Source organism: Pseudarthrobacter cellobiosi (assembly GCF_023913815.1).
Lineage (GTDB): Bacteria > Actinomycetota > Actinomycetes > Actinomycetales > Micrococcaceae > Arthrobacter > Arthrobacter cellobiosi.
This window is the reverse complement of record NZ_JAMXBK010000012.1, coordinates 47,067-74,005: the sequence shown is the minus strand read 5'-3', so window position 1 is coordinate 74,005 and position 26,939 is coordinate 47,067. Positions and strand designations below refer to the sequence as shown.

Annotated in this window: 21 protein-coding genes and 1 tRNA gene; 9 read left to right on the top strand and 13 right to left on the bottom strand. The window is 63.3% G+C overall.

All coding sequences use genetic code 11. The annotated features are described in order from the left end of the window. Positions 1–371 precede the first annotated feature (371 nt). A complete protein-coding gene (locus NG701_RS00690) occupies positions 372–881 on the top strand; it encodes an SRPBCC domain-containing protein (RefSeq protein ID WP_252563372.1) in 510 nt (169 codons plus the stop codon). A 46-nt stretch (positions 882–927) separates the two neighbouring features. Here NG701_RS00690 and NG701_RS00685 read toward each other — a convergent pair whose 3' ends face one another. Continuing rightward, the gene (locus tag NG701_RS00685) at positions 928–1,974 is read right to left on the bottom strand and encodes a LacI family DNA-binding transcriptional regulator (protein ID WP_252563369.1); all 1,047 of its coding nucleotides are present in this window, start codon (positions 1,972–1,974) and stop codon (positions 928–930) included. Beyond that, on the bottom strand, positions 1,974–3,728 hold the full coding sequence (locus tag NG701_RS00680; protein WP_252563366.1) for a glycoside hydrolase family 13 protein: 1,755 nt from the start codon (positions 3,726–3,728) through the stop codon (positions 1,974–1,976). Before NG701_RS00680 ends, NG701_RS00685 begins: the two co-directional genes overlap by 1 nt. A 195-nt stretch (positions 3,729–3,923) precedes the next feature. Here NG701_RS00680 and NG701_RS00675 point away from each other — a divergent pair, with 195 nt between their 5' ends. Continuing rightward, on the top strand, positions 3,924–5,294 hold the full coding sequence (locus NG701_RS00675; protein ID WP_252563363.1) for an FAD-binding oxidoreductase: 1,371 nt from the start codon (positions 3,924–3,926) through the stop codon (positions 5,292–5,294). Positions 5,295–5,425: 131 nt separating this feature from the next. On the opposite strand, the gene NG701_RS00670 is transcribed toward NG701_RS00675, so the two are convergent. From NG701_RS00670 to NG701_RS00655, 4 genes are all read right to left on the bottom strand, one after another. Then, on the bottom strand, positions 5,426–6,844 hold the full coding sequence (locus NG701_RS00670) for a DUF4032 domain-containing protein (RefSeq protein ID WP_252563360.1): 1,419 nt from the start codon (positions 6,842–6,844) through the stop codon (positions 5,426–5,428). Between the two features lie 139 nt (positions 6,845–6,983). After that, a complete protein-coding gene (locus NG701_RS00665) occupies positions 6,984–8,066 on the bottom strand; it encodes an ABC transporter ATP-binding protein (RefSeq protein WP_056346563.1) in 1,083 nt (360 codons plus the stop codon). 234 nt (positions 8,067–8,300) lie between these two features. Then, on the bottom strand, positions 8,301–9,131 hold the full coding sequence (gene otsB / locus NG701_RS00660; RefSeq protein WP_252563356.1) for a trehalose-phosphatase: 831 nt from the start codon (positions 9,129–9,131) through the stop codon (positions 8,301–8,303). Beyond that, positions 9,121–10,623, bottom strand: coding sequence for an alpha,alpha-trehalose-phosphate synthase (UDP-forming) (locus NG701_RS00655; protein ID WP_305884412.1), 1,503 nt, complete (start codon positions 10,621–10,623; stop codon positions 9,121–9,123). Before NG701_RS00655 ends, otsB begins: the two co-directional genes overlap by 11 nt. Positions 10,624–10,802: 179 nt before the next feature. Here NG701_RS00655 and NG701_RS00650 point away from each other — a divergent pair, with 179 nt between their 5' ends. Together NG701_RS00650 and NG701_RS00645 are read left to right on the top strand one after the other, a co-directional pair. After that, positions 10,803–11,693 carry a DsbA family protein gene (locus NG701_RS00650; RefSeq protein ID WP_252563343.1) on the top strand — a complete coding sequence of 297 codons (891 nt, stop codon included), beginning with the start codon at positions 10,803–10,805 and terminating at the stop codon, positions 11,691–11,693. Between the two features lie 136 nt (positions 11,694–11,829). Next, a tRNA-Thr gene (locus tag NG701_RS00645) sits at positions 11,830–11,903 on the top strand. Between the two features lie 356 nt (positions 11,904–12,259). On the opposite strand, the gene NG701_RS00635 is transcribed toward NG701_RS00645, so the two are convergent. From NG701_RS00635 to NG701_RS00610, 6 genes are all read right to left on the bottom strand, one after another. After that, positions 12,260–13,306, bottom strand: coding sequence for an aldehyde dehydrogenase family protein (locus tag NG701_RS00635; protein WP_374208636.1), 1,047 nt, complete (start codon positions 13,304–13,306; stop codon positions 12,260–12,262). A 60-nt stretch (positions 13,307–13,366) separates the two neighbouring features. Beyond that, a complete protein-coding gene (locus NG701_RS00630) occupies positions 13,367–13,882 on the bottom strand; it encodes a hypothetical protein (protein ID WP_252563340.1) in 516 nt (171 codons plus the stop codon). Positions 13,883–14,728: 846 nt separating this feature from the next. Beyond that, on the bottom strand, positions 14,729–14,905 hold the full coding sequence (locus NG701_RS00625; protein WP_252563338.1) for a hypothetical protein: 177 nt from the start codon (positions 14,903–14,905) through the stop codon (positions 14,729–14,731). Positions 14,906–15,032: 127 nt separating this feature from the next. Continuing rightward, complete coding sequence (locus tag NG701_RS00620) at positions 15,033–18,611, bottom strand: proline dehydrogenase family protein (protein ID WP_252563336.1); 3,579 nt, start codon at positions 18,609–18,611, stop codon at positions 15,033–15,035. 183 nt (positions 18,612–18,794) lie between these two features. Continuing rightward, the gene (locus NG701_RS00615) at positions 18,795–19,754 is read right to left on the bottom strand and encodes an ornithine cyclodeaminase family protein (RefSeq protein WP_252563333.1); all 960 of its coding nucleotides are present in this window, start codon (positions 19,752–19,754) and stop codon (positions 18,795–18,797) included. Positions 19,755–20,461: 707 nt separating this feature from the next. After that, a complete protein-coding gene (locus NG701_RS00610; protein WP_104063636.1) occupies positions 20,462–21,157 on the bottom strand; it encodes a GntR family transcriptional regulator in 696 nt (231 codons plus the stop codon). Positions 21,158–21,470: 313 nt separating this feature from the next. Between NG701_RS00610 and NG701_RS00605 the strand changes: the two genes are divergently transcribed. The 5 genes from NG701_RS00605 to NG701_RS00585 all read left to right on the top strand — a co-directional run bounded on the left by NG701_RS00605 (position 21,471) and on the right by NG701_RS00585 (position 25,825). After that, on the top strand, positions 21,471–22,238 hold the full coding sequence (locus tag NG701_RS00605; RefSeq protein WP_104063635.1) for an amino acid ABC transporter ATP-binding protein: 768 nt from the start codon (positions 21,471–21,473) through the stop codon (positions 22,236–22,238). A gap of 2 nt (positions 22,239–22,240) precedes the next feature. Continuing rightward, on the top strand, positions 22,241–22,879 hold the full coding sequence (locus NG701_RS00600) for an amino acid ABC transporter permease (RefSeq protein ID WP_252563330.1): 639 nt from the start codon (positions 22,241–22,243) through the stop codon (positions 22,877–22,879). Then, positions 22,876–23,541, top strand: coding sequence for an amino acid ABC transporter permease (locus NG701_RS00595; protein ID WP_104063633.1), 666 nt, complete (start codon positions 22,876–22,878; stop codon positions 23,539–23,541). Before NG701_RS00600 ends, NG701_RS00595 begins: the two co-directional genes overlap by 4 nt. A gap of 57 nt (positions 23,542–23,598) precedes the next feature. Beyond that, positions 23,599–24,447, top strand: coding sequence for a substrate-binding periplasmic protein (locus tag NG701_RS00590; protein WP_252563327.1), 849 nt, complete (start codon positions 23,599–23,601; stop codon positions 24,445–24,447). Between the two features lie 127 nt (positions 24,448–24,574). Further along, positions 24,575–25,825 carry an NAD(P)/FAD-dependent oxidoreductase gene (locus tag NG701_RS00585; protein ID WP_252563324.1) on the top strand — a complete coding sequence of 417 codons (1,251 nt, stop codon included), beginning with the start codon at positions 24,575–24,577 and terminating at the stop codon, positions 25,823–25,825. Positions 25,826–26,073: 248 nt separating this feature from the next. Here NG701_RS00585 and NG701_RS00580 read toward each other — a convergent pair whose 3' ends face one another. Continuing rightward, positions 26,074–26,817 carry a GntR family transcriptional regulator gene (locus tag NG701_RS00580; protein ID WP_252563321.1) on the bottom strand — a complete coding sequence of 248 codons (744 nt, stop codon included), beginning with the start codon at positions 26,815–26,817 and terminating at the stop codon, positions 26,074–26,076. Positions 26,818–26,939: the final 122 nt, after the last annotated feature.

Genomic DNA, 26,939 nt, shown 5'->3' with positions numbered 1-26,939 from the left:
GGAACATCATTACGGTCGAGAGCCCCCCAACCACCAGGTTGGGGGGCTCTCCCACGTTAACCACTAAAACCAAAACACCACCCCAGGACCACAAACACCCGCCCGCCGGGATACTCACGCAGTACCCGCAGCGAAAACCCGGACCCGCTCCCACTCCCTGCAGTGAGTAACTGGACCCCTCTCTCCACTTCCTGCAGTGAATTTGGACACGCTCACCCACTACCCGCAGCGTGCTGCGCACCCCAGGCACCCCGCCGCCGTCGGAAACCGCACCCCGAACACAGACCACTGCGAGAGCGTCACCCCGAAATGCGCAGGAAGTGCGAGAGCGTCACCTGGGGGAATGCTGGAGCCGCGTAGAGTTGGCGTCCATGGATAACCTTTTCAGCCACGCGGACGACGCCCTCCCCGCTTCAGTTGAGCCCGCAGAGAACCTCGAACCTGTCATCTGCACTGTCATAGTGCCGGGTTCGGTGGCGCAGGCGTTCGCTGGCTTCACGGATCACACGCACTTGTGGTGGCCACTGGATTCACACGGTGTGTACGGGGCAGGATCATACGTTGAGTTTGAAGAGAACCTCATCGTGGAAACGGCTGACGACGGCAGGACCGCGGTCTGGGGCTCCATAGATGACTGGCAGCCGCCGCTTTCCTTCCACGCGTCCTGGCATCCCGGGACCACCGCTATCTGGTCCACCGAGCTGCGAGTCGCGTTCAGGGCCGTGGAATCCGGGACCGAACTGCGCCTGGTCCACAACGGCTGGGAAGGTGCGGAGGATCCTGCCGCAGCGCGCGCCGACTATGCTGCCGGCTGGCCGAAGGTGCTGGACCGCTTCGTGAGGTTCATGGGCGGGGTAGGCCTGACGGCCGGCCCTGAATAGCAGCTTCTTGGGACGGACCCAGCTCAGAATGGGCCAAGGGGCACGGTCAGGCCGGCGGGACGGCCGTGCTGTTCCGGACGAGGAACTCCGTAGGGTACTCCCGGTCGGTGGCCGCTGCTGACGGTGGCGTGCCCTTGGCAGGCCGCTTCGCGCCGGCGTCGAGCGTTTCCAACAGCATGCGGGCCGCCAAAGCGCCTTGGCCGCGCGCATCCTGGTTGATGGTGGTCAGCCCAAAGACCTCGCCCAGTTCGTGCCCGTCCATGCCGACCACGGAGAGATCCTGCGGCACGCGCAGGCCGAAATCGCGGGCGGCGAGGATGGCCCCGATCGCCATCTCATCGGAGGCGGCAAAAACTGCAGTAGGCCGCCCGGCCGTGGAGGCCAGGAGATTGCGGGCACTCACGTAGGCGCCCTGGATGGTGAAGTCCGCGGACACTACCCATTCGGGGTGGACAGCATGCCCGGCAGCGTGCATGGCTGCCTCAAAGCCGGCGCGGCGTATCCCGGGGAGTTTGAAGTCCTGGTTCAGTTCGGCATCGCCGGTGATGTGTGCGATCCGGGTGTGGCCCAGCCCGAGGAGGTGCTCGGTGGCTGTCCTGGCGAGGCGGGCATCATCAATCCTGATGGTGGACGCGCCGGCCAGGGCGCCGCCGATGCCGACGATCGGACGGTGGATGGCCAGGAGCTGTTTGATTTCGGACTCGCTCAGGACCAGAGCAACGGCGATGACCGCATCCAGCCGCTTACGGAGCAGGAAATCGTTCAGGACGCTGCGTCGGCGTTCCGGCCGGTCGCCCACGTTGTACAGGGTGAGGTCGTAGCCCGCGTCGAGCAAGGTGCCGGACACGCCCTCCACCACGGATGAAAAGTACCAGCGGTGGATGGACGGGACCACCAGCCCCACGTTGTGGTTACGGCCTGAGGCCAGGCTGGATGCATGGTAGGACGGGACGAAGCCCAGTTCGTCGGCCGCTGCCTTTGCCAGCTGCCGGCTCTTGGCCGACACATTCGCTTTGCCGCTGAGCGCCCGCGACACAGTGGCGATCGACAGCCCGGCGCGGTCGGCAACGTCCTTGATGCCCGCAAGTCCCACTACTCTGCGTCGCCTCCGCCAATCCGCAGCCACGCCGTTTCCCCGGAAGCCAGGAAGCGGGCTGCGCCCGAGCCGGAGCCGAACTCAGAGTCAGAGCCGGCGCTGCGGACGAGGACGCTGCCTGCCGGCATCTCCAGCGGTTCGTGGTTGAGGTTCATGAGCACCAGCGTATCGCCGTTCAGGTACGCCAGGGACGAACCGCTGCACCAGTCCTCGGCCCAAGCCAGTGACCCGCGGCCCAAACCCAGTTCGCGGCGCAGCGCCAGCATGTTCCGGTACAGGGAAAGATGCGACGACGGCGATGCGGCCTGTGCGTCCCGTGCCAGGTCCGTAAAGCTCGACGGCAAGGGAAGCCAGGGATCCTGGCCGGAGCCAAAGCCCAGGTGCCGTTCTGTGCTGCGCCACGGGAGGGGAACCCGGCAGCCGTCGCGGCCCAGCCGGGCCCCTCCGGTGCGTGCGAACGTGGGATCCTGCCGCAGGTGCTCCGGAATATCGATGCCGTCCGGCAGCCCAAGCTCCTCACCCTGGTACAGGTAGGCGGCGCCGGGCAGTCCCAGCATAAACAGGGAGGCGGCGGCTGCACGCCGGCGGCCCAGGGCTGTATCCGGCTGCGGATCGGCCGCGCCGATGCCGTCGCCATCGCGCGGACCGGACCCGTTGTAACCAAAGCGGCTGGAATGACGGACCACGTCGTGGTTGGAGAGCACCCAGGTGCTGGGGGCTCCTACTGCGTCCAGGGCAGTCAGCGAGTCCGTAATAGCACTGCGCATCCGGTATACGTCCAGCCCGGCGTGCAGGTAGGGGAAGTTGAAGGCCTGGTGCATTTCATCGGACCGGACCCAGTCGGCGAGGCGGGGGAGTGGGTCTACGTTGGCTTCGGCACACAGAATGCGGTCCGGCCCGTACCCGTCCAGGATCAGGCGCCAGGCCCGGAAGATGTCGTGCAGGGCCGGCTGGCCGAACATCGGAGCCTCGTGGCCGGGGAAGCCGTCCGAGCTGCCGCCGTCGGCCCGGCCGCCCCAGGCCGGCAGGCCAGGGGCCTTGACCAAAGCGTGGGCGACGTCCACCCGGAAGCCGGAGACGCCGCGGTCCAGCCAGAAACGGAGCACCCGCTCAAATTCGGCGTGCACGGCCGGGTTGTCCCAGTTGAAGTCCGGCTGGGAGGAATCAAACAGGTGCAGGTACCACTGGTCCGGTTGGCCGTCCGGCCCCGTGACCCGGGTCCAGGCCGGACCGCCGAAGTGGGACTGCCAGTTGTTGGGCGGTTCGTGGCCTTCCGGCCCGGTCCCGTCCCGGAAGATGAACATGTCGCGTTCCGGGCTCCCTGCAGGGGAGGTGAGGGCTGCCTGGAACGCCACGTGCTGGTCCGAGCAGTGGTTGGGAACCAGGTCCACGATGACCCGCAGCCCCAGACGGTTGGCCTCGGCAATCATGACGTCGAAGTCACCCAGGGTGCCGAAGATCGGATCCACGTCGCAGTAATCGCTGACGTCATAGCCGGCATCGCGCTGCGGGGATTTGTAGAAGGGGGACAGCCAGACGGCGTCCACATCCAGCTCGGCCAGTTGCGGAAGTTCCGCAGTAATCCCGGCGAGATCGCCGATGCCGTCGCCGTTGAGGTCCCGGAAGGACCGCGGGTACACCTGGTAGATGACGGCCGAGCGCCACCAGCCGGGGGCGTTGTCGGCATCGTGGATAAGGGACAGCCGGCCCATCAGTGGGGCGGTGGCGGTAAACGCTGTATCTACAGACATGGAGGACAGCTTAGACCCTAAGCTGCGGGAAACTGCAAACGTTTCCACCAGAAAATTTATATGTCTACTGATGGGTAGGATACGGACAATCCGCCGGTGCTGGAAACGCTTACAGCCGCTCCTGGGATGGCGGGCCGATGGGTGCCACCGTCCTAGACTGGGGAGAACGACAACGACGACGGAACGGGAGACTGCGTGGGCAGCTTGGTTGAAGAGCTGGTGGGCGCCCTCGGGTCAGGGCAGGTCAGTACCGAAGAGGAGCTGCTCGCGAGATATGCCGTGGACCAGGCCCCCATCCTGGACTTCCAGCTCCCCGAAGCGGTGGTCTTCGCCGGGTCTGTGGCGGATGTGCAGGCCGCAGTCAGGCTGTGTGCGGCCCTCAACGTCGCCGTTGTGGCCCGCGGAGCCGGAACAGGCGTGTCCGGCGGCGCGCACGCGAGCAGGAATTGCGTAGTCCTGTCCCTGGAACGGATGAACCGCATTCTTGACCTCAACCCGGACGACGAGACCGCCGTCGTCGAACCCGGCGTGGTCAACGCCTCCCTCAACGAGGCCGCCGCAGTGCATGGCCTGATGTACGCGCCGGATCCGGCGAGCTTCCGTTCCTCCACGATCGGCGGCAACATTGCCACGAATGCCGGGGGACTGCGCTGCGCCAAGTACGGCGTTACCCGGGACTCGGTGCTGGCGCTGGATGTGGTGCTGGCCGATGGGTCCCTCATCCACACCGGCCACCAGACGTTCAAAGGCGTTGCGGGCTACGACCTGACGGGGCTGTTTGTCGGCTCTGAGGGCACTCTGGGGATCGTGGTGGGGGCTACCGTCAGGCTCAAGTACCTGCCCCGTGACGTGCACACCATCGCCGCGTTCTACCCGGACTTCAGGCAGGCCGCTGCAGGTGTCCTGGCGGTGGGCCGGGCCCGCGTGCAGCCAGCCATCATGGAACTGCTCGACGGCGGGACGCTGGCCCAGCTGGACGACCTCCACGGATCCGACCTGAGCTCCCGTGGGCGTTCGCTGCTCCTGATCCAGACTGACGGGTTCGGGGCAGCGGCGGAGGCCGACGTCGTGCGTTCCGTTCTCGCGGCCGGCGGGGCAACGGTGAGCACGGAATCCACGGCGGAAGCCGAGCAGCTCGTGGAGCTCCGCCGGAACAGCCGGGGCGTGGAGGTGGACGACGAATACCGCGTAGGCGAGGACGTGGCTGTGCCGCGCTCACGCCTGGTGGATTACGTGGCGGCGCTGGAAGACCTCGCGGCAACGCACGGCGTGAGCCTCAAGGTGGTGGCTCACGCGGGAGATGGCAACCTGCACCCCACGTTCTGGATCGACCGCCAGGACAGCGCCGTGGACGCTGACGCCATGGGCCGGCTGAACCTTGCCCTGGACGCATCCATCGACGCTGCGCTCCAAATGGGCGGCACCATCACCGGGGAACACGGGATCGGGCAGTACAAACTGCGCTGGTTGGGCCTGGAGCAGTCGGAACCCGTCAGGGAGCTCCAGCGCAGGATTAAGGAACTCTTTGACCCGGCCGGCATCCTGAATCCGGGGAAAGCCATCTAAAGGCCGCCGCCCGCCGCGAAACTAGGTAGCAGCAAGTGTCGTTTTGACCGCTCATAACGACAGTTACCGCTACCTAGTTGGGGCTGTGTTAACACAACCGTGCTGCCACCGCGGCAGGCCCATGGTCCGCGTCAGTCGTCGACGTCCGGGTACTCTTCGATGGATTCGTCGGCACCATAGCGGGACTCCTCGGTTTCCACTTCGAGGATCTTCAGCATTGCCGTGTCCGGGTTAAGCATGATGGCGGCCTCGTCCCGGCGGTGGCGCAGAACGGACTCGATGTAGGACTGCACGGCCTCGGCGAGCGGAATGTGGCGGGCCTGCTCCTCGGACATGTACCAGCGGTGTTCCAGCACCTCGTGGACTGCCTCCGCCGGCTCAAGCTTGCGGGACAGGTCTCGGGGGATCGAGCGCACGATGGGTTCGAAGACCTGGCTGACCCAGAGGTGCGCGCTGTACTCCTCGTCCATCTCAGGGTTGTTGTCCGCCCGGAAGGAGTCCATGTCATTGAGCAGGCGCCGGGCCTGGTTTTCCTGGGCGTCCAGTCCGGTCAGCCGCAGCAGCCGGCGCTGGTGATGTCCGGCGTCGACCACCTTGGGCTGGAGCTGGATGGTGGAGCCGTTCTGGGTGGTCTTGATGGCGTATTCCTCGACGTCGAACCCGAGCTCGTTGAGCTTCCGGATCCGGGCGGCCACGCGCCAGCGTTCGCCGATCTCGAAGGATTCCTTCTCGGTCAGTTCCGTCCACAGGCGCCGGTAGCTCTCCATGATGAGTTCACTGGTGGCCACCGGGTCCACCTTCTCCTCGATGAGGCCGCCGTCCAGGAGGTCCATCAGCTCGCCGGCGATGTTGACCCGGGCAATCTCGAGATCGTATTCGCGCTGGCCGGTGGAAAGATCCGGATACAGCTCGCCAGTTTCGGCGTCCACTAGGTAGGCCGCGAACGCGCCCGCGTCACGGCGGAAGAGCGTATTGGAGAGCGAGACGTCGCCCCAGTAGAAGCCGATGAGGTGCAGCCGGACCATCAGCAGGGCCTGGGCGTCGATGAGCCGGGTCAGAGTGTCCTTACGGAGCATCTGGGAGAACAGGGCCCGGTACGGCATGGAGAACTTCAGGTGGCGGGTGACCAGCACGGGGTTCAGCGGCCGCCCATCCAGGGTGGTCCGCCCGGTGATGACTGCTACCGGGACAACACACGGGACGTCCAGGCGGGCCAGCTTGCGGAGCATGTGGTACTCGTGGCGGGCCACATGCTCGGACGTTTCCTTGATGGCGATGACGGAGCCGCCCAGGTGCGCGAAACGCACGATATGCCGCGATATGCCGCGGGGGAGCGCTGCCAGGTTCTCAGCCGGCCAATCCTCCAGGGCGATGTGCCAGGGCAGGTCCAGGAGTTCGGGATCCGCGGACGCCGCAGTGATGTTCAGCGAGCTGGAAGCGGCAAGTACCTTGTCATCCTTGGCGCTCGCTGCCTCGAACCGCGGCAGTTTGCCGACCTGCGCGTAGTCCGTGGGCTCGTCGTGCCACTGTGCACTGTTTTCGTCGGTCATGGATCAATTCTTTCCTACAGAGGGGCGGCTGCCTAAACAGGGCTTAAACGCCGACGGCGGCCCGTCCAGTGAGGAGGGCCGCCGTCGGTTTGTCAGTGTTCTCCGGGGTTTCGACAAGCTCAACCACCGGAGCTGGGGATTAGTCGCCCAGGCGCAGACCGGTCTTGGTGTCGAACAGGTGCACGTGGCCCGACTGCGGACGGACGTAGATGGTATCGCCCTTCAGCGGGGGGCGGCGGCCGTCGACGCGTGCCACGATGTCGTGGTCCTTGCCGTCCAGCGTCGTGTGGCCGTAGACGTACGCGTCGGCACCGAGTTCTTCAACAACGTCGACCTCGACCTGGAGACCCTCACCATGAGAGGCCTGCTCAAGGTCCTCGGGGCGGCTGCCCAGGGTGACGGTGCTGCCGTGGGCCTCTTCGAGGATGTTGCGCGGCACGGGGTAAACCGTTCCGCCGAACTGGACGCCGCCGTCGACCACGGGCAGTTCGAGCAGGTTCATGGCGGGGGAGCCGATGAAGCCGGCAACGAAGACGTTCTTGGGCTTGTCGTAGAGGTTGCGCGGGGTGTCAACCTGCATCAGCAGGCCGTCCTTCAGCACAGCCACGCGGTCACCCATGGTCATGGCCTCGACCTGGTCGTGGGTGACGTAAACGGTGGTGACGCCGAGGCGGCGGGTCAGGGATGCGATCTGCGTACGCGTCTGGACACGGAGCTTGGCGTCCAGGTTGGAAAGCGGCTCATCCATGAGGAACACCTGCGGGTTACGCACAATGGCGCGGCCCATGGCAACACGCTGGCGCTGGCCACCGGAGAGTGCCTTCGGCTTGCGGTCCAGGTACGGCTCGAGGTCAAGAAGCTTGGCGGCTTCACGGACACGCTCGGCGCGCTCTTCCTTGGAAACGCCCGCGATCTTCAGCGCGAAGCCCATGTTGTCTGCAACCGTCATGTGCGGGTACAGCGCGTAGTTCTGGAAAACCATCGCGATGTCGCGGTCCTTCGGCGGAACATCGGTGACATCGCGGTCGCCAATAAGAATCCGGCCGGCGTTGACGTCCTCAAGGCCTGCGAGCATGCGCAGGGAAGTGGACTTACCGCAACCGGAGGGTCCTACGAGGACCAGAAATTCGCCATCGGCGATTTCAATGTTGAGCTTGTCAACAGCGGGCTTCTCTGTGCCCGGGTACAGACGCGTAGCGTTATCAAAAGTAACTGTAGCCACAGTTATCAATCCCTTCACCGGCAGGTACGTGCCGGACGATCCGTTGTGAATGGTTCATGTAATTCAGTTATCCACGGCATTGCAGCCGTGTACTCCCCGGCCGAAGCCGAGGAGTATCACGTGACGCCGCACGGTTCCTGTGCGCCACATCACAACCAAGAGTATGTCAGACGATTGGCGTATTGGTGCAAATGTTACGGAGGTCACATGTGAGGTTGGACATGTTCCCGACGTTCAGTCAGTGCCGGGCTCTTCTTCGGCCACCACCAGGCTCCGTTCCTGCAGGAGTGCTTCGAGAAGTTCTGCCACGTGGGCCGGCGCTTCCACCCGGAACTCGGCCTGGGTGAAGTCCAGGCCCACCTTGACGCCCACATCGCCGGACTCCAGGCGTGCCAGGGCGTCCTCGTCCGTGACGTCGTCGCCGGCGAAGAGGACTGCAGTGGCCCCGGTGATCTGGCGCAGGAACGTCAGGCCCTCGCCCTTGGAGGCGTTGACTACCGATGTTTCCAGGACGCGTTTGCCGTTCTTCAGGAAAACGCCCTTGCGGTCCTGGAGAACGGAACGGGCCGCAGCCACCGCGTCCTCGGCAACATCGTCCGTGGCCAGCCGGGTATGCAGGACTACGCCTGCGGGCTTGTCTTCGAGGAGCGTGCCCGGTGCCCGCTCAACGATTTCTTCGAGGACACCGCGGACTTCGGCCAGCAACAGGCGCTGGGCTTCATCGAGTGTCAGCTCCGCGGAGCCGGGGCCCAGCCACGCCTCGGCGCCATGGCTGCCGATCAGCAGCGTGTCCACCGGGGGCGAGGCTGCCGCGCGCAGGCTGGCGAGGGCCCGTCCCGAGATGAGTGCCGTCGTCGTGCGTGGAAGGGCGGCGAGCCCGGCGAAAGCGGCGGCCGAGCGCGGAAGCGGGCGGGCGTCGTCGGCGCGGTCAACCAGAGGGGAAATAGTGCCGTCGAAGTCCATGGCCACCAGCAGGTGCTCCGTCTGGGCGATGCGCCGGGCGGCCTGCCGGAGTTCGGGGGACAAGGTGAGCGGGCCCTTGGCGGGCCGGGCGTCAGGAGTCATCGCGGACAACTTTCTCGTTCAGGGCGGCCAGGAAGTCGGCTGACCAGTGGTCGACGTCGTGCTCCAGGATCTGCTTGCGCATGGACCGCATGCGGCGGGCGGCGTCTTTGGGAGGCAAATCGACGGCCCGCATGATGGTGTCCTTGAGACCGTCGATATCGTGCGGGTTCATCAGCAGCGCCTGCTTAAGCTGGTCCGCGGCGCCGGCGAACTCGCTGAGGACCAGGGCGCCGTCGTTGTCCTTGCGGGCAGTGACGTATTCCTTGGCCACGAGGTTCATGCCGTCACGCAGTGCCGTGACGAGCATGACGTCGGCGGCGAGGTACAGCGCCACCATCTCCTCCACGGGGTAGCTGTGGTGCAGGTAGCGGACGGCCGTGTTCTGGATGGTGTCGTAGGTGCCGTTGATGTGGCCGACGGTGCCTTCGATTTCCTCGCGCAGGAGGCGGTACTGCTCAACCCGTTCGCGGCTGGGGCTGGCAACCTGGATCAGCGTTGCGTCGCCGACCGTCAGCTTTCCTTCGTTCAGGAGTTCCTCAAAGGCCTTGAGCCGGTGCCGGATGCCCTTGGTGTAATCGAGCCGGTCCACGCCCAGGAGTATGGTCTTGGGGTTGCCGAGGTCCTGGCGGATCTGGCGTGCACGCTCGATGATCTCGGGGTTGTGGGCCAGTTCGCTGATCTGGGCCACGTCGATGGAGATGGGGAAGGCCTGGGCCCTGGCGATGTGCGTGATCTCGCCGTCCTTACCCTTTACGTGCACCTGCTGCTGCTTGACGCTGGCGCCGAGAAACCGGCGGGCGGAGCGCATGAAGTTGCCGGCGTCGCTGGGGCGCTGGAAGCCCACCAGGTCTGCACCCATCAGGCCGTCAATGATGGCATGCCGCCACGGCAGCTGGGCGAAGATTTCCGGCGGGGGGAAGGGGATGTGGTTGAAGAACCCGATCCGCAGGTCCGGCCGCGCGTGGCGCAGCAGCCGCGGCACCAGCTGCAGCTGGTAGTCCTGGACCCACACCGTGGCGCCCTGGCCGGCATGGCGTACGACGGCGTCGGCGAACCTTTGGTTGACCCTGCGGTAGGCGTCCCACCAGGTTCGGTGGAACTCCGGCGGGGCGATGACGTCGTGGTAGAGGGGCCACAGGGTGGCGTTGGAGAAACCCTCGTAGTAGAGCTCAACGTCGTCGTTGCTCAGCTGCACAGGGACCAGGTCCATGCCGCCGTGGCTGAAAGGCTCGACGGTTTCGTCAGGGGCGCCGTGCCAACCCACCCACGCGCCGTCTGTCTTGGTCATCATGGGTGCGAGGGCAGTCACCAGGCCGCCGGGGGAGCGGCGCCAGCCGGAGCCATCGTCGCCGCTCTCACCTGGCGCGCAGCGGTCAACGGGTAGCCTGTTGGAGACAACCATGAAATCGTACGTGGCAGCCGTGCTGTGGCTGGTCGCGGCGGCGCCGGTTGCAGGTACAGCTGTTGGTTTTTCTTGGACGGGTGTTTGCATTGCGGCCCCCTGGGGTTGCTTGTGCCTTTAAGCCACCTTAATAGGATGGAATCTTCGGGGCTATTCGTCCGTTGGTTATTCGGGCGGAATAGTTGAAAGCGCAAGCTCTCAGGTTTGTCCCCTAAAATGGTGGAGTCGCCACAGAGTGGTCCCCCTATGTCGATCGACCCAAGGAACACATGAGCCCCGCAAATGAAATACGCAAGTCCAAGGCTGAGCGAACCTCGGAGGCGCGCGAGAAGGCCCGCCTGATCCGTGAGGTGCAGCTGAAGAAGGACAAGCGCAACAAGCTGCTGATCGGCTGGGGCATTGTGGTGGCCGTGGTGGCCATCCTGGTGGTGGTCGGGCTGGTGGTGACCACAACGATGCGGCAGAACGCCCCGATCGCTGACCAGGGGCCGACGCCGGCCAACGGCAACGTCAACGGTGGCATCACCTTGCTGGCCAATACCGACGTCGCGAAGCTGGAAGCGGCCACCGTTGACGCAGCCTCCGTGGGGGAGCCCCCGAAAACCGCGCCGGCGTCGGTTGTGGCGCCGGGCGCCGAAGCTGAGGCAGGCAAGCCGGTCAAGGTGGTCCTGTACGTTGACTTCATCTGCCCGGTTTGCAAGAACTTCGAAACACAGTACAACGAGCAGCTGACGGCGCTGCGCAACGAGGGCAAAATCTCGGTGGAATACCGGGCACTCGGGTTCCTGGACAACCGGTCCTCCACGAACTACTCCTCCCGTGCAGCCAACGCTGCCGCGTGTGTTGTGAATGAGTCCCCGGAGAAGTACGCGGAGTTTGTGGACTCGCTGTTCGCCAACCAGCCTGCCGAAGGTACCGCCGGTCTTTCCGACGACAGGCTCAAGACCATGGCCACGGACATCGGCGCCAAGAACATTGACACCTGCATCGACGAGAAGACCTACCGTCCGTACGTGAAGTTCACAACCAAGCAGGCCGCGGCGATCGGCGTCACCGGCACGCCTACGGTGTTTGTGGACGGCCAGCAGTGGGGCAAGGGTGCCAGTGCGCAGACCCCGTTCCCTGACTTCCTGCAGGCAGCGATCACCGCGAAGGGCTAAAGTCCTTCGACTCAGAGGACCTGCTTCCGGATCGATTCCGGAAGCGGGTCCTTCTTTTGCTCCGGGTTGCCCGCCGCCTGAGGTTTTTACGAGCGGGCGGACTTGGGCTAACCTTATCTAGCGCCTTGCGGCGCACGCCTCCTTAGCTCAGTTGGCCAGAGCACCGCTCTTGTAAAGCGGGGGTCGTCGGTTCGACTCCGACAGGAGGCTCCGATTGTGGCTTTGACCTGCGGTTTTACTCTGGGGCCCATGACGCGCAGGACCAGATTTTGGGCAGGATCTGGGGAATTTGCGTCGGTTCCAATCCGTCCACACGGCTAGTAAATGGCCCTGACCTGCAGTCTTACTCCGAATGCCTCTTACGCGCCGTCGCAAATTCCAGGAGGGAAGTAAGGGGCGCATCTTCGGTTTGAATCCTCCTGCTGACCCAACAGGCCGCTGACCTGCAGGGTTACTACCGTTGGCGGCCCAGAAGAGGCCAGTTCCGCTCAGTACTCACCTCTTACTCACCCTAATCAGCGTCGACGGCGCAGCTGAAGGCATCATCCATGTGCTATCCATAGGCCTCACGCCACGTCCTTCATCTTCGCGGCAAACTTCTGCGCGAACTCCTGGGCAACGGATTCATGGACGATGAAGCGGTTGGCCGCGGTGCAGGCCTCGCCCATGTTGCGCAGCTTGGCGAGCATCAGGAGGTCGGTTTCTTCCAGCAGGTCATAGGTGGGGCGGGGCCGGCCGTACCCGATTGGTCCGACGTATGAGGGGGAGTCGAAGGGGACCGTGCCTTGGGTGCGCCATTCTGCGGCTACAGGGATGTGATGCCTTTCCAGCCATTGCGTGAGCTGGTCTGCTGCCGCCTGGGTCCAGTCGTTGCCACCGGTGACGAACAGCGGCTTGCTTGACTTCATGAGCGCTTCGGCGACCGCAGCCGAATCTACGGTTGTCATTCCGCCGGTGGCCACGGGAATGACCGGATGCAGTTCCGGATTGATGTGCTCGCGGATCACGTCTTCGGGAAGACCGACGACGACAGGCCCGGGCCGACCGTTCATGGCTGAGAACATTGCTTCAGCGACGATTTCGGAGGCGCGTTCGGCGTGGTCGAGCACCATGACCCGTTTGGCGCCAGTGTCGAACCACGCCTTGATGTCGAACTCCTGGAAGGCCTCCCGGTCCCTGTGAGCGAACGGGATCAGGCCCACGAAGAGCACGAGGGGAGTGGAGTCCTGCCAGGCAGTGTGCAGACCGACGTGGGCATTGGCGGCACCCGGGCCCCGGGTCACCATCGCGACTCCCGGCGTCTGTTTCATCTTGCCGTCGGCTTCGGCCATGTAGGTGGCCCCGCCTTCATGCCTGCAGACGATCGTGTCTATGGACGAATCGTGGAGGCCGTCCAGGAGGTCAAGGAAACTCTCGCCGGGAACGACGTAGGTGCGCTTGACGCCATGGGCGACCAGCGAATCGACAATGATGTGCCCGGCAGACTTGGTCAGCTGGGGCGCGGGAACCTCCCCTGAGCCAGCCCTCGCCGTTCCGGCATGCCGGCCCGCTGACGCGGGCGACCCCAGGGCTGGAGGAGTGGGTTGGGTGGTCTCGGGTGAAGCTGACTTCATTGTCACTGTTTTTTCTCGTCTCCTAGATTTTGCGGCGTGGTCGCGGTCATCCGTGTGCGGTTAGGTCTGCGCTTCCGCGGCTTGGCCCAAGTTGGATGCGTTCCGGCGCGTTTGCTGGGCGAGGATGTTCACTCGATCGATGGTCAGGCCGGAGATGGCAGCTATCCAAGGGGTGTTCTGGATCCCGGATTCAAGGGCCGTGACAACGAGTGGTTCCTGCAGTCTCAGTAATTCCTCTTGTTCGGCTTTGAGCCTGCCTGTGTGCTCGGCGAGGGCCCGGAGGGTCTTGACGTGGGATTCGGCAGCGGTGCCGGAGTGGGGGAGGTCCTCAAATGCCAACGCGACGGATCGGGCCCTGGCGACGGTTATGCCTGCTGCGGACGCGACTGTCCGAACTGCCACGTCGTCCCAGATCGCCTGCGCGATTTCCTGCTCCATCCGGCTGCGTAGAGCGGTGAGCCTTGCAGATCTGCCGGCTATGGCCTTGCGGTAGGTGAGGAGGCCGCGGGTCAGTCTCTGTTTGTCCCGCTCTGCCCGTTGTTCCGTGGTGCCTTTGCTCCTATAGATGTAACTCATCCCAAGGCTGCCTGAGGGTAGCGGCTTACGTTACTCATGGGTTGTCGTCCGCGTCGGACGCCAGCGCCGTGGGGGGCTGTTGGCAAAGCATCGACGAGTAGAGTCCGTCCGGCACGTCATTGGCATCAGCCCAGACTTCATATCCTTCTGCTGATTCGAAAGTTCCCGGTTGCCGTTGTGGTCCGCGGCCAGCCACAGGATTGTGTCGTCGGGCAGCACGGCATCGACCATTCCGGTGCGGACCAAGTGCCCGTTCCTGTGGATCTCTACTTTCGCCCCGGGGAGGCGGTTCCAGTCATCGCATCGGTAGGACTTCATGGCGGATGCTTCCTCGTTGAGAGACACGCAAGGTCGCGTAGGGACGAACGTTAGGGGTAGCGGCCTAGTCGGTTTCCGGTCCATCGCAGAAGTGGCAGCCGTCGTCACAGCCAACCGGGCCCCCGGGGAACCCCTCCAGTAACTGCTCCTGGCTGCGGAGAGACGATGCTGGCCCACCACCATCAGCCGCAGCGCCAAGGACGCGCCTCGGAATCCGGAAGGCGCTTTGAGGGGCGGGAGGGCTAGTGACTGTCAAGGGAGGCTCCTACTACGGGGTGGGCGTGTTTTGGTTTAGTTGAGCCGGACTCATCCGAGACCAGCGTCCAAGCGACGGTCGCGCCCTTGTACGCCGGCATGATGGTTCCTTCGGTGATAAAGCGTCTGTCCCCGGTTCGGGCAGGCAAGGCCCACCATCCGGTGAGGGGGCAGTGTTCGCCAGTTTGGCTACAGGGGCCTTGTGTGAGTTCTTGCCGGGACGATGCTGTTGGGGGATACGCTTCTTCATTACTGATTCGACCTTTTCCGGGACTAGTGACGGGCTGCCTGCTTGGTGTCCCGTGTCATGACTCCGGCAGAAACGCCACCTGCACCCACGGTGAGAAGAACCAGCCCGGCCCCGAGGCCAAGCGTGGACGTGGCGGTGACTGCGAAGACAACCCCGACAGTCACGAGCAGAAGCATGGTGGCAAAGTAAATTCGCAACATGGTGGGACTTTCAGTTGTCAAGCGTGCGAGGCGCGTCGAATAACGAGGTGGGGAACCGGCCTGGGTGCGGGCCGGGTCGGTTCACTGCCGTGGCAATGGACGGACCCGGCCCTGGTGGTGCTTTGTTCTAGATGAGGGCGCCGGAGAGGTCGTTTGGTGTGCCGAACCGGTGCGCTGTGATGGAGACTGCCTGTTCCTGCAGGAAGGTCAGCAGCTCGACACGGCTGGCGGCGACGACATTGTTGGCATAGATGGCGACGTCGGGCTTTCCGTTGGCGGCTTCGGCTGTTTCGAGGGCGGCGGCCCCGATCAGGCGGATCCGTACTCCCGATTCCGGTCCGGTCTGGGCTGCGTAACGCTTGACCCGTCCGGCCCAGGCCGGAGTATTTTCGACGACCATAACGACCCCGGAGTCCCTGAGAACCCGTGCGACGGCATCAGTGAGCGGCTCTGGAGTGCTGACCGTCAGGGCATTGAGGTCGGGGCGTCCGTTCCAGGCGGTCAGACCGGCCGAGACGACGCGCAGCAGTTCAGCCAGCCCGTGTCCGGAGGTAGGGGCTTCGTAGCGGACGGTTACCGGCAGGGCGCGGTAGCGGAAAATGTTCCGCTCGGCCTGCAGGCCCGAGACGTCGCGGGCTGCACCGAATTCCTTTGTCCATGCCTCGGCGTCCGAAATCAGCGCGGATTCGAGCCAGGTGACATCAGCGGCAGTGATGCTCCCGGCGCTGGCTACGTCAGCAGCTGCGGTCAGGAGTTGCCGGGCCGGTCCGGAGAGCTGGGCCAAGGGGGCAGCCTTAATCGGGGTGTCCTTCCATTCACCGAGGCCGACCAGGTAGTTGGGACCGCCGGCCTTGGTGCCGGCACCGACGGCGGACTTCTTCCAGCCACCGAAGGGCTGGCGCCGCACGATAGCTCCGGTGATGCCACGGTTGATGTAGAGGTTTCCGGCCTGGATGTTGTCCAGCCAGTACTTCAGTTCCTTGGGGTCCAGGGAGTGCAGGCCGGAGGTGAGGCCGTAGTCGATGTCGTTGACGATGCTGACCGCTTCTTCCAGGGTCTCGGCGGTCATGACTCCCAGGATGGGTCCGAAGTATTCGGTTTTGTGGTATTCGCTGCCGCGCTTGATGCCCGTACGCACACCGGGGCTCCAGAGCTTGCCGCTGTCATCGAGTTTGCGCGGTTCGAGTACCCACTGTTCTCCGGCGCCGAGTTTGGTGAGTCCGCCAAACAGCTTCCCGTTGGCCGGTTCGATGACCGGTCCCATTTGGGTTTGTGGGTCAACAGGGTAACCGACTTTCAGGGACCGGGCGGCGTCGATCAGCTGCTGGTTGAAGCGGCGCGATGTCGCGACGGATCCGACGAGGATGACCAGTGATGCGGCCGAGCATTTCTGCCCGGCGTGGCCGAATGCGGACTGCACGACGTCGCGCGCTGCGAGGTCCAGATCGGCACTGGGCGTGACGATAATGGCGTTCTTGCCGCTGGTTTCGGCGAGCAGGGGGAGGTCCTTGCGGAAGGACCGGAACAGTTCGGCCGTCTCGTACCCGCCGGTGAGGATGAGCCGATCCACGGCGGGGTGGGATACCAGGGCGGTGCCCAGTTCCCGCTTGGCTACCTGGACGTACTGCAGCACGTCGCGGTCAATGCCTGCTTCGTCGAATGCTTCCCAGAGGGCCTCGACCATGACGGCACCGCAGCGACGTGCCTGCCGGGCGGGCTTGATGACGACGGCGGAGCCGGCGGCCAGGCCCGCGAGGACGGAGCCGGCAGGGATGGCCACGGGGAAGTTCCATGGGGGAGTGACGACGGTCAGCTTGGAGGGGATGAACTGTGCGCCGTCGACGGTGTCCAGTTCCTTGGCCAGTTCGGCGTAGTAGTGGGCGAAGTCGATGGCTTCGGACACTTCGGGGTCGCCCTGGTCCAGGGTTTTGCCGCACTCTGATGCCATGACTTCCAGCAGCTGGGCCCGGCGCGCTTCCAGGCGGACGCCCGCCCTGTGCAGGACAGCGGCGCGCTCCGCCCCGGTAAGGGCACCCCAGGTTTTGCCACGGGAAACGGCGGTTTCGATGACGGCTTCGAGTTCGTCCTGGGTGTTCAGTTCAAAGGTGTGGGCCGTTTCTTCGCCCAGAGCCGAGAACGGTACCCTGTTGAGGATGGAACGACCCCAGCTGCGGTTGGCCGGCAGGTCGGGGTCGGTGTCGGCGGTGTTGGCGAAGCTGGCCGTAGGCCCGCCGTAACCTTCGCCGCCGGCTTCGAGCCCCGCCCGGGAGATGGCCTCGGTCAGGGCGGCCTGGGCGTCGAATCGGGTCCGGTCCTGGACACGGTTGGGTCCCGGAACAGTATTGGTGAGGGCCGCGAGGGAGGCAAGGAAGCGTTGCTTTTCGCGTTCGAACAGGGCTTCGTTTTTGTCCAGTTCGAACACGGCGGACATGAAGTTTTCCTGGCTTGCGCCCTCTTCGAGGCGGCGGATCAGGTAGGCGATGGCGACGTCGAACTCCGCCGGGTGCACGACGGGCGTGTAGAGCAGCAGGGATCCTACGTCGCGTTTGACGGCCTCGGCCTGTCCTGTGGCCATGCCCAGGAGCATTTCGAATTCGATGCCGGAGGTGATGCCGCGGGCCTTGCCCAGCAGATGGGCTAGGGCGACGTCGAACAGGTTGTGCCCGGCAACACCGATGCGGACGTTCCGGATCCTTTCGGGCGTCAGGGAGTAATCGATCACGGCCTTGTAGGAGGTGTCGGAATCCTGCTTCGTGCCCCAAGTAGCCAGCGGCCAGCCGTGCAGGTCTGCATCGACCAGTTCCATGGGCAGGTTGGCGCCCTTGACGACCCGGACCTTGATCGGTGCGCCCCCGTTTGCGGTGCGGGCTGCTGCCCAGTCCTGCAGGCCGATCATGGCACCCAAAGCGTCGGGCAGGTAAGCCTGCAGAACGATACCGGCTTCCAGGTTGAGGAACTCGGGCATTTCAAGCAGGCGGGTGAAGACCGCGATGGTCAGGTCGAGGTCTTTGTATTCCTCCATGTCCAGGTTAATGAACTTCCGCGGGGAGGCCGAGGCCGCGAGCCGGTACAGCGGGGCGAGCTTTTCCACGATGTGGCCGACGGCTTCGTCAAAGGCCCAGTGGTTGTGCGGGGCGACGGTGGATGAGACCTTGATGGAGACGTAGTCGACGTCGGGGCGGGCCAGGAGCTTCCGGGTACCCTCAAGCCGGCGTGCCGCTTCACCCTCGCCGAGGATGGCCTCACCGAGCAGGTTTACGTTGAGCCTGATGCCGTCTTTCTTGATCTTGGCAATCGAACGGCCCAGCCTGTCGTCGGTGGCGTCCACGATCAGGTGACTGACCATTTCTCGCAGTACCATGCGGGCGACCGGGATGACGACGCGGGGGACGACGGGTGCGAGGGAGCCGCCTACGGCGACGGCGGACTTCATGTACCAGGGCAGGAAGGAGGGGACTTTCGGGGCCAGGACCTTCAGGTTCCTGGCAGCGACGGCCTTGTCCTCGGGGCGGATAACGCCGTCAACGAAGCCGACCGTAAAGTCCAGGCCCTGCGGGTCCTTCAGAACACCGGCCAGCTGCGCAGCAGCCGCGTCGACGGGAACTTTCGCTCCCTCGGCCAGCCAGCGCCGGACCAATGCCACGGCCTCTTCGGCCAGGTCTCCGGGTTGTACCAGCTTGGCGCTGGTCCCTGCTGTGTTAGTCATTGGGGTACTCCTCGAATGTGAATTTTGTTGGCACTGAGCCGGCTGAGCATCCGGGTTGACCTCTGGGTCACCGGGAGAGAACGGGGGAAAGCCGCAGATCGCGCGCTTCCGGGATTCAGTAGGACAGCCTACGAAAAAGGCGATGTTTACTGCACAATACGATTCAGGGACGACGAGGCGTCCCTAACGGGCAACAGCGTTGCTCTTTGTGGAAGCCTGGACGACAGCTTTGGCAATGACCAGGTCCTCCCAGGACATTCCTGAGCTCTTGAACAGGACGGGCCGGAGGGGGTCCAGGCGTACAACCCCATTGGCAACATCCTTCATGGGGATCAGATCTTCTGCGGTCAAGGTCCCCTCGGCGATGGCCATGATGACGTCTCCTGATTCGCGCAGAGCGGTCGGTACGTCTTCCACGATCACCTGGGCCCGGCCGCATAAGGCAGCATCGACCTCCCGGACGTGCGGTTCATGGGAACCCACTGCAACGACGATGACATCTGTCCGTACAAGGGAGGAATCGAACAGCGGTTCGCTGGCCGATGTTGCACACACGATGACATCGGCTGCAGCAACTGCTTCTGCTGCCGCCGATGAACCGAGAGCGACGACCTCGCCTGCCGCCGATGGCGGCAGGCTGACCCGACCGGGGTTCCGGACGATGTAGGTGACGTTTTCGATTTCCCGGCGTCCCTCCATGACTTCGGTGAGGGTGTCGACATGTCCGACGCCCTGCTGCCCGGCCCCGAAGACAGCCAGCCGCAGCGGTGTGGAACGCTGGGTAAGAACGGGCAGGATTCCAGCGATGGATACCGCGGGTGTGCGGAGGGTCGTTAGCGCCGTCCCGTCCAGGACTGCCTGCGGGGTGAGTGTTTGGGCGTCGAAAATCAGGTAGAGCGCCTGGATGCGGGGCAGGTCCTGGCTGGGATTATTAGGGGCTACCGTAGCCACCTTTACGCCGGCGTAGCCTGCAGCTTCAGCCGGCATGATCAAAAACTGCCCCTCGGTCAGTGGGACGATCCCGCGGGCAGAATCCGCGGCCGGATCCAGTCCCGTAACCAATGCGTCCATGATGGCAGCGGTCGCCTGGGCGGGGCCAAGGAGACTGCGGACTTCTGCTTGCGGAATGAAATTAAGCTGCACGGGCTTCACCGCGCTTCACGCTGGTGGCTGAGCGGGAGGGTCTTGGCAGTGTGATCAAAGCTTCTTACCTGTCTTAGAGGACCACGCTCCGGTGGCCGATGGGATAGTCGCCGGTCGGCGCCCATCAAGTCGGGGGACCTTTGTACGTAGACGAGGGGACTGTGGTGACCAGCTCCTGGTTGCAACAGTTCTGGGCGAACCGTCTCCTCGGCGTAGTAAGGTATTACACCCGATCATAAACGGTGTTAGGCCGTTCCGCCAGTACCAAGCCAATATTCGCGACAAGGCACGGAAAGAATAAGGGGCGGGATTGTGGAGGGGTGGAGTGCACGATTCGCTCACGGCCCCCTTCCTGGAGGCAAGCTCATCAAGCCAGAGGCGTTACGTCTATGGGCCTTAGGCCCGTTATTGAGGGGGCCACACCGTGACTTTTAATACCTGACTGTCCGGCCCGCCATGCCGAGCCGAGCCAACAAGAAGGCTGGCGGCCGCATGCGGCGGCGGTGAAGGAAGTAGCGGATCGCCGTACGAGGCTTCACGCTGAAGAGCCTTGAATCTGGGGGCCGTGAGCTGAGCGCCATGTACGTGACTGGCCCGTGGGGCGAGGATCAGGCTCTATATAGGGGGCCGGGCGGGAATGTGGGGCCGGGGCAGGCGTGGGGCGGAGGTATTTTCCCGATTTACGCACTACATGCCTGCCGACTCCCTCAGCCTGCCTGGGGCTCTTCGATCCGGCCTGCCCATATGCCACGCACGTGACGCATATGACTGCTCATGATTTCGGCTGCACTTTCTGCGTCGCCGGCTTCCATGGCGTCCAGGAGAAGGTCGTGTTCCTTCGTTGATTGCACGAAGACGTCGGTGCCGGCCAGTTGCCCCAGACCAAGGAGCCTGCTTTGGTCCCTCAGGGAGCCGACCATTTCGAGGAGTTTGGGATTTGCCAGTGCCGCAAGAATCGCTAGGTGGAATTCACGGTCCGTGTCCACAAATTCTTCCCATTGTCCCGCTGCGGCAAACGCCTCGGTCCTCCGGGACAAGTGGCGCACAGGGGTGAAATCAGTGATGAGTGACCTTTCAGTGATCTCGCGGACCGATGCCACCTCGAGCATGGCGCGGATCTGGACAATGTCATCGAGTTCCTTGTTGGACGGCTTCCGCACCAGGAATCCTCGGTTGCGCTTAATCTCAATGAGGCCCTCCTTCGCGAGGTCATGCAAGGCCTCGCGAACCGGAGTTATCGAGACATTGAGCCGTTCGGCAACGGCGCCTATAGAGTGCATGGAACCGGGTTCCAAGCGCCCGGAGACGATCTGCGAGCGAATGATGCGCACCGCCTGCTCCCGAAAGCTTTGGGTGCGCACAGCCTCGCCCGAACTCTCATTCCACGCCAGTGCTGTCGCCACGGTTCCTCCTGAAGGACTAATAAGGTTTTAGACCTAATTCTACGCGCACACCCGCGGGCGACCGGATACGCAGACGCCAAGGTGCCCGTGCACAGCGCAGCCTCCCTTAGCCCGGCTTGCAACCTAGTAATTAGGGACGTCGTGGCCGGGCTCGGAGCGACCCAGACGCACGAGTCTAGGGACCAATGTTTCTCCAATGTTTCAATCAAAAAAACTTTTGAGCCAAGTAAGGTATCACACCGTAATGAGTGTTATGCTGGTCGGCAAGAGACATGCGTCACACCCTGACGGATCCCGAACTAGAGGAGTTTCAATGGCTGTTTCCACCCTGCCGAAGCAGATGGTTAGCCTCAGAGGAGTTTCGAAGAGCTACGGAGACAAGGTCGTCTTCAGTTCTGTTGATTTGGACGTCGCCGCCGGCGAAGTCACGGCCATGATCGGGCCAAGCGGCGCGGGCAAGAGCACCCTTCTTCGGTGCATCAACATGCTTGAACGGCCCGACGCCGGCGAGATCACCATCGGCGGGAAAACCATTTCCGCCGGTAAAAGCACTTCGCTCAAGGAGATCGAAGCCCTTCGGCGCAAGGCCGGGATGGTCTTCCAGCATTTCAATCTCTTTCCACACATGTCGGTCCTGCAGAACGTTTCATTTGCCCAGCAGCGGGTTCTGAAGCGCAGCAAGGCAGAGGCCGACAAGCGTTCCCGGGTCCTGCTGGACCGGGTTGGCCTGGCCGATTTCGCGGACTCCTATCCGGCTCGCTGTTCTGGCGGCCAGCAGCAGCGCATTGCCATTGCCAGGGCATTGGCAATGGATCCGGAGGTCATGCTGTTCGACGAACCTACGTCGGCACTCGACCCGGAAGTAGGCCTTGAGGTTCTGGCTGTGATGAAGGAACTGGCCAAGGATGGCATGACCATGATCGTCGTAACTCATGAGATGGCCTTCGCCCGCGACGTATCAGACCGTTTGGTCGTTATGGCTGACGGGGCAATCATCGAACAGGGCGACCCACACAAAATCATGTCCGCCCCCGAGCACCCGCGCACGAAATTGTTCCTGCGCGCCGTCGTGGGACGGTAGCCATGGAACATCTGCAGGCCGTTCTATTAGGCGTCCCCCTGACGCTGCTGATCACCTTCTCGTCCCTTCTCATTGGAGCGATCGGCGGCGTTCCCCTGGTCCTGGGACTGAGATCACGCCAAGTAGTTTTTCGGGTCGTCTGCCGCGGACTCGTTGATCTCCTGCGAGGAATCCCCGCCGTCGTCTGGCTCTTCGTCATCTACTTCGGCGTGAGCATTGGCGCATTCCAGTTCGAAGCGACAACTGCGGCCATCGTCGGGCTGGGTCTGGTGTCGGCCGCTTACATGGCAGAAATCTACCGTGGCGGAATCTCTGCTGTTCACACCGGGCAATGGGAAGCAGGAAGCGCCCTGGGCGTCGGGCGGTGGGCGACATTTAGCCGCATCATTGGCCCCCAGGCCTTTCGGGTTTCCGTTCCGTCTATGACGTCGTACGGAATCAGCCTGATCAAAGATTCCTCGCTCGCCTCGACGATCGGGGTCACCGAAATAGTATTCCTCACCACCCAGGACGCCCGATCCAACGCCGGAGGGCTCACCGTTTATATCATCGCCGCGCTCGTATATCTGGCCCTGAGTATTCCGCTGGCGCTTCTCGCCCGTCGCGTCGACTCCGTCCTCCGGAAAAAGGTTTCCCGATGAACTTCCTAACCGACTGGTCCACCTGGTTCCCCACCCTGCTGGATGGTCTGTCCCTAAGCCTGCAGATCACCGCCATCAGCCTCATCGCAGGCCTCCCGATCGGGCTGCTGCTCGCGCTGATGTCATCCAGCCGCGTACCGGTAGCGCGGGTCACCTCGATTGCCCTGGTGGAGATCGGACGAGGAGCACCCACCCTCGTTGTCCTCCAACTCTTCTACTTCGGACTGCCCAGCGCGGGAATTACACTTTCGTCCTTCGTCGCTGCCTGTATAGCGCTGGCCCTGACCACCGCCGCCTACACCAGCGAAATACTCCGCGCCGGGCTGCAAGCAGTACCGGACGGTGAGACCGAAGCCTGCCAGACACTCGGCGTCTCCCCACTGGACACTCTCCGCTTTGTCGTCCTTCCCCAAGGGTTGAGGATTGCTTTGCCGGCACTGATGGGCTTCGCCATCATCATCTTCCAGGCGACATCCCTGTGCTTCACTATCGCAGTGCCTGAACTCCTCAGTCAGGCATACTCCATCGGTTCCTCAACCTTCAACTACCTCAGCGTCCTTGCCCTCGCGGGCCTCATGTATGCCGTGATCACCATCCCGGCGTCCTGGCTGGTAGGCGGCATGGAAAAGAGAATGTCCCGCCATCTGGCCCACGTCCACTGACCACAGCCTCCCAACCAAACACTTTTCCCTCCCCATCAACCCCTGAGGAACCCCCAAATGAATAAAGCAACACGGAACCTGTCAGTTGCAGTCCTGGCCCTGGGTCTGGCGGCCTCCGCCACTGCTTGCAGCCGAAACGCCGAGTCGACAGTCTCAAGCGACTGCAAGCCCCAGAACCAGTTCTCAACCATCGAAAAAGGCAAGCTCACGGTAGGCATCACGGAAATCCCGCCCTACAGCTACACCAAAGACGGAAAGCCGGCCGGGGCGGACGTAGACCTGGTCAAGGAGTTCGCTTCAGCAAACTGCCTTGAGCTGAAGACCGTGCCCCTGGCGTACAGCGCCGCGGTTCCCTCGGTCCAAAACAAGCGCATCGACCTCACTGTGGGTGACTGGTACCGCACCGCAGCCCGGAACGAAATCGTTAACCTCACCGCTCCCATCTACCTGGATGAATTCGGTGTTATCTCCGCGGACGGAATCACCAACGTCAGTGACCTTAAGGGCAAGAATGTGGGTACCGTCGACGGCTACCTGTGGGTCAATGACCTCAGGACAATGCTCGGCGGCCAGCTTAAGGTCTACCCGTCCAGCGTGGAGTTGAAGCAGGACCTTGAATCCGGGCGCATCGACGTCGGCGTCGATGCCTACGGCACGGCCCTGTACAACTTCCCCGAAGGCTCGAAGTTTAAGGTGACAACCGTGAGGCCGGACCCCCAGGTGCAGGCAACCGTCGAGCCCGCCCAGACAGGGTTCCCCTACACCAAGGACAATGCCGATCTGGGGAAGGCCTTGGACGCAACAATCGAGGAAAAGCGGAAGTCCGGCGACCTCGTCAAAATCCTCGAGGCAAACGGCCTGCCGGCCAGCTCGGCGGAAGTCGGCGAACCCCGCCTGATCCCCTAGACGCCCATGCCTCTGAGCTCCGTCAGCACACCGCTGACGGAGCTCAGGCTTGGGATAACCTCCGCGCTCAACCGCCACAGCAAGCACTGCGCTGCAGGGCGACCATCGACCTTAGGACTCGGAAATTATGAAAACCATCGTTATCGGTGCCGGTGCCATCGGCCTCTCTTCGGCCTACTACCTCCGGAAGGCGGGGACGGAAGTGGTCGTCGTTGATGAATCCGAGCCCGGGTCCAAGGCGTCGGCTCATAACGCAGGTTGGGTTGTGCCAAGCATGTCAGTACCGGTGCCAGCTCCCGGGATGATGCCCCAAGCACTGAAGTGGATGACCCGACGGGACAGTCCCCTGTATGTGACTCCCAGCCTGAACCCTCGCTTCCTGGGATTCATGGCGGAGATGCTGCGTAACTGCACAACCGGCCGTTTCGAGGCGGGGCTGAAAGTCCTTGCCCATCTGAGTCGCGACACTCTCCAACTGTTCGATGACATGGCAGCAGACGGTGTGGTGTTCGAATCACACAGCGACCCCTTAACCATGCTCTACACCAACGCCGAGAACCTTCAGAAGCATGCTGTGGAGTTGAAGGCCATGGAAGCTCACATTCCGGGTTTCAAGTGGCGGACGATTCCCGGCAACGACCTTGCCAAAGAAGTGCCGCACGTTCGCGACGGTCTCGCGGGAGGTCTCCAAACATTCGGCGACCGGTCCTTGGATCCGGCGTCCCTGACGCGCGGGTTGACCGCGGCCTGCAAACGCGGTGGAGTTGAATTCCGAATAGGCACGGCTGCAAAACTCCGCACTGCAGTGGACGGTTCGGTCGAAGTTGCCATAGGTGACGAAGTGCTCAGGGCGGACAAAATTGTCGTCGCCGCCGGTGTCTGGACTAACAAAATCCTCGCCGGCATTGGCGACCGCGTCTCCCTGATGTCAGGGAAGGGCTACGGCTACGACCTACCCCTGGACGCCGACGGTCCGCGCTATCCCCTGTACCTCGCCGAAGCCAAAGTTGCCATAACCCCTCTCAGCACAAAGGTGCGCATCGCGGGCACCATGGGCTTTGGCGGAATCAATGAGGGAATCAGCAGAGTGCGTGCCGAAGGCCTCCTTACCAGTCTTCCCAAGTACTTCAATACCTGGCCTGCCATCACCACTAAACCCCGACCCCAACCCTGGACCGGGCTTCGCCCGATGACCCCGGACGGACTTCCAATCATCGGAACCTCACGCAAACGATCCAACATTCTCATCGCCACCGGACACGCCATGCTGGGAGTGAGCCTGGCACCACCCACAGGAAAACTCATCGCGGAAATGGCCACGGGCGATCCGGCCTCGCGTCACCTTTCAAGCCTGTCCGCCACCCGATTCATGCTGTAAAGCCAAGGAAATAAGGGCACATTCCTTGGCGGCGGGTTCCGTGGACATAGTCCACGGACCGCCGGCGTCACCGCCTGTACACGTCACGACCAACCGCTGTGTGGTCATGGAACTGACGTCGGGGACATGCATGCCCCAGCATCCAGGACAGCTGAACTTCTAGGTTTCACCGGTGAACAACCTCGTGACGTTTCGCGGGGGGTCGAAGCCCGACCCGAGAGTCAGATCAGCTCAGTGTGGACTACGGCCTAATGAGGTACCAGTCGTTTCTCGAGACGTTGTCGGGCGCTGGACAGGGACTCCTTAGTCAACTTAGTGGCTGCCTTTACGTCCCTTGACCGGGCGGCTTCCAGGATGGCGGGTTGTGGAGTCCAAAGGCTCGAGTCATCGTGCTCGATTGCCTCTGTGGCGCCGATGACCTTGTACGGCCGGCATTGACGCCAGAGTGTTTCTATGACACCCATCAAGACCGGGTTACTGCCAGCGGAGTACAAGGTGCGGAGCAGATCTTCGTCGTCGTCCAGGGCATCCCACACGCGGCGTTCTGCGACTGCCTTTTGCATTCGGGCGCAGGCCGCCTCCATGCGGGCTACGTCAGCGTCAGTGACATTGGCAGCTCCGCGGCGGGCGGCCTCAATCTCCAGGGTTGCCCTTACTTCGTAGATGTGAATCAGTTCACCGACGGTGAATTCACGGACGACCGCCCCCCGGTGAGCCGCCACCCGCGTGGCGAGCCCTGTCTCTTCGAGCCGGCGAATGGCTTCCCTGACCGGCATCACGCTGGTACCGACCATTGCAGCAACGTCTCTTACCCTCAAGGGTGAGCCCCCGGCCAGTTCGCCCGTGAGGATGGCGGTGCGCAATGCCTCATAGACCTGGTCCGCTACAAGGGTGGGTGTAATAGCAAAAGCTGGAGAAGATTCAGAGGCCGGCCCCAGCCCAGCTCTCGTGATCTCCCGTTGTCGGGTAGCATCAACTTTTTTTCCTGGCATGGGAACGATCCTATGGCGAGCGGACCTGTTTTGCTCCTATTCCAAGTCCGGAGGCCACGTCTCTACGGTTTCCTTGAAGTCATGCGGCAAAACCCTTGCGTGATTTGTGATCACATATCTAA

Bases quoted from the DNA above. Each gene is read 5' to 3' on its own strand.
- NG701_RS00690 (WP_252563372.1), top strand. From the start codon at position 372: ATGGATAACCTTTTCAGCCACGCGGACGACGCCCTCCCCGCTTCAGTT.
- NG701_RS00680 (WP_252563366.1), bottom strand. From the start codon at position 3,728: ATGTCTGTAGATACAGCGTTTACCGCCACCGCCCCACTGATGGGCCGG.
- NG701_RS00670 (WP_252563360.1), bottom strand. From the start codon at position 6,844: ATGACCGACGAAAACAGTGCACAGTGGCACGACGAGCCCACGGACTAC.
- otsB (WP_252563356.1), bottom strand. From the start codon at position 9,131: ATGACTCCTGACGCCCGGCCCGCCAAGGGCCCGCTCACCTTGTCCCCC.
- NG701_RS00655 (WP_305884412.1), bottom strand. From the start codon at position 10,623: ATGCAAACACCCGTCCAAGAAAAACCAACAGCTGTACCTGCAACCGGC.
- NG701_RS00650 (WP_252563343.1), top strand. From the start codon at position 10,803: ATGAGCCCCGCAAATGAAATACGCAAGTCCAAGGCTGAGCGAACCTCG.
- NG701_RS00635 (WP_374208636.1), bottom strand. From the start codon at position 13,306: ATGAAGTCAGCTTCACCCGAGACCACCCAACCCACTCCTCCAGCCCTG.
- NG701_RS00630 (WP_252563340.1), bottom strand. From the start codon at position 13,882: ATGAGTTACATCTATAGGAGCAAAGGCACCACGGAACAACGGGCAGAG.
- NG701_RS00625 (WP_252563338.1), bottom strand. From the start codon at position 14,905: ATGTTGCGAATTTACTTTGCCACCATGCTTCTGCTCGTGACTGTCGGG.
- NG701_RS00620 (WP_252563336.1), bottom strand. From the start codon at position 18,611: ATGACTAACACAGCAGGGACCAGCGCCAAGCTGGTACAACCCGGAGAC.
- NG701_RS00605 (WP_104063635.1), top strand. From the start codon at position 21,471: ATGGCTGTTTCCACCCTGCCGAAGCAGATGGTTAGCCTCAGAGGAGTT.
- NG701_RS00600 (WP_252563330.1), top strand. From the start codon at position 22,241: ATGGAACATCTGCAGGCCGTTCTATTAGGCGTCCCCCTGACGCTGCTG.
- NG701_RS00595 (WP_104063633.1), top strand. From the start codon at position 22,876: ATGAACTTCCTAACCGACTGGTCCACCTGGTTCCCCACCCTGCTGGAT.
- NG701_RS00590 (WP_252563327.1), top strand. From the start codon at position 23,599: ATGAATAAAGCAACACGGAACCTGTCAGTTGCAGTCCTGGCCCTGGGT.
- NG701_RS00585 (WP_252563324.1), top strand. From the start codon at position 24,575: ATGAAAACCATCGTTATCGGTGCCGGTGCCATCGGCCTCTCTTCGGCC.
- NG701_RS00580 (WP_252563321.1), bottom strand. From the start codon at position 26,817: ATGCCAGGAAAAAAAGTTGATGCTACCCGACAACGGGAGATCACGAGA.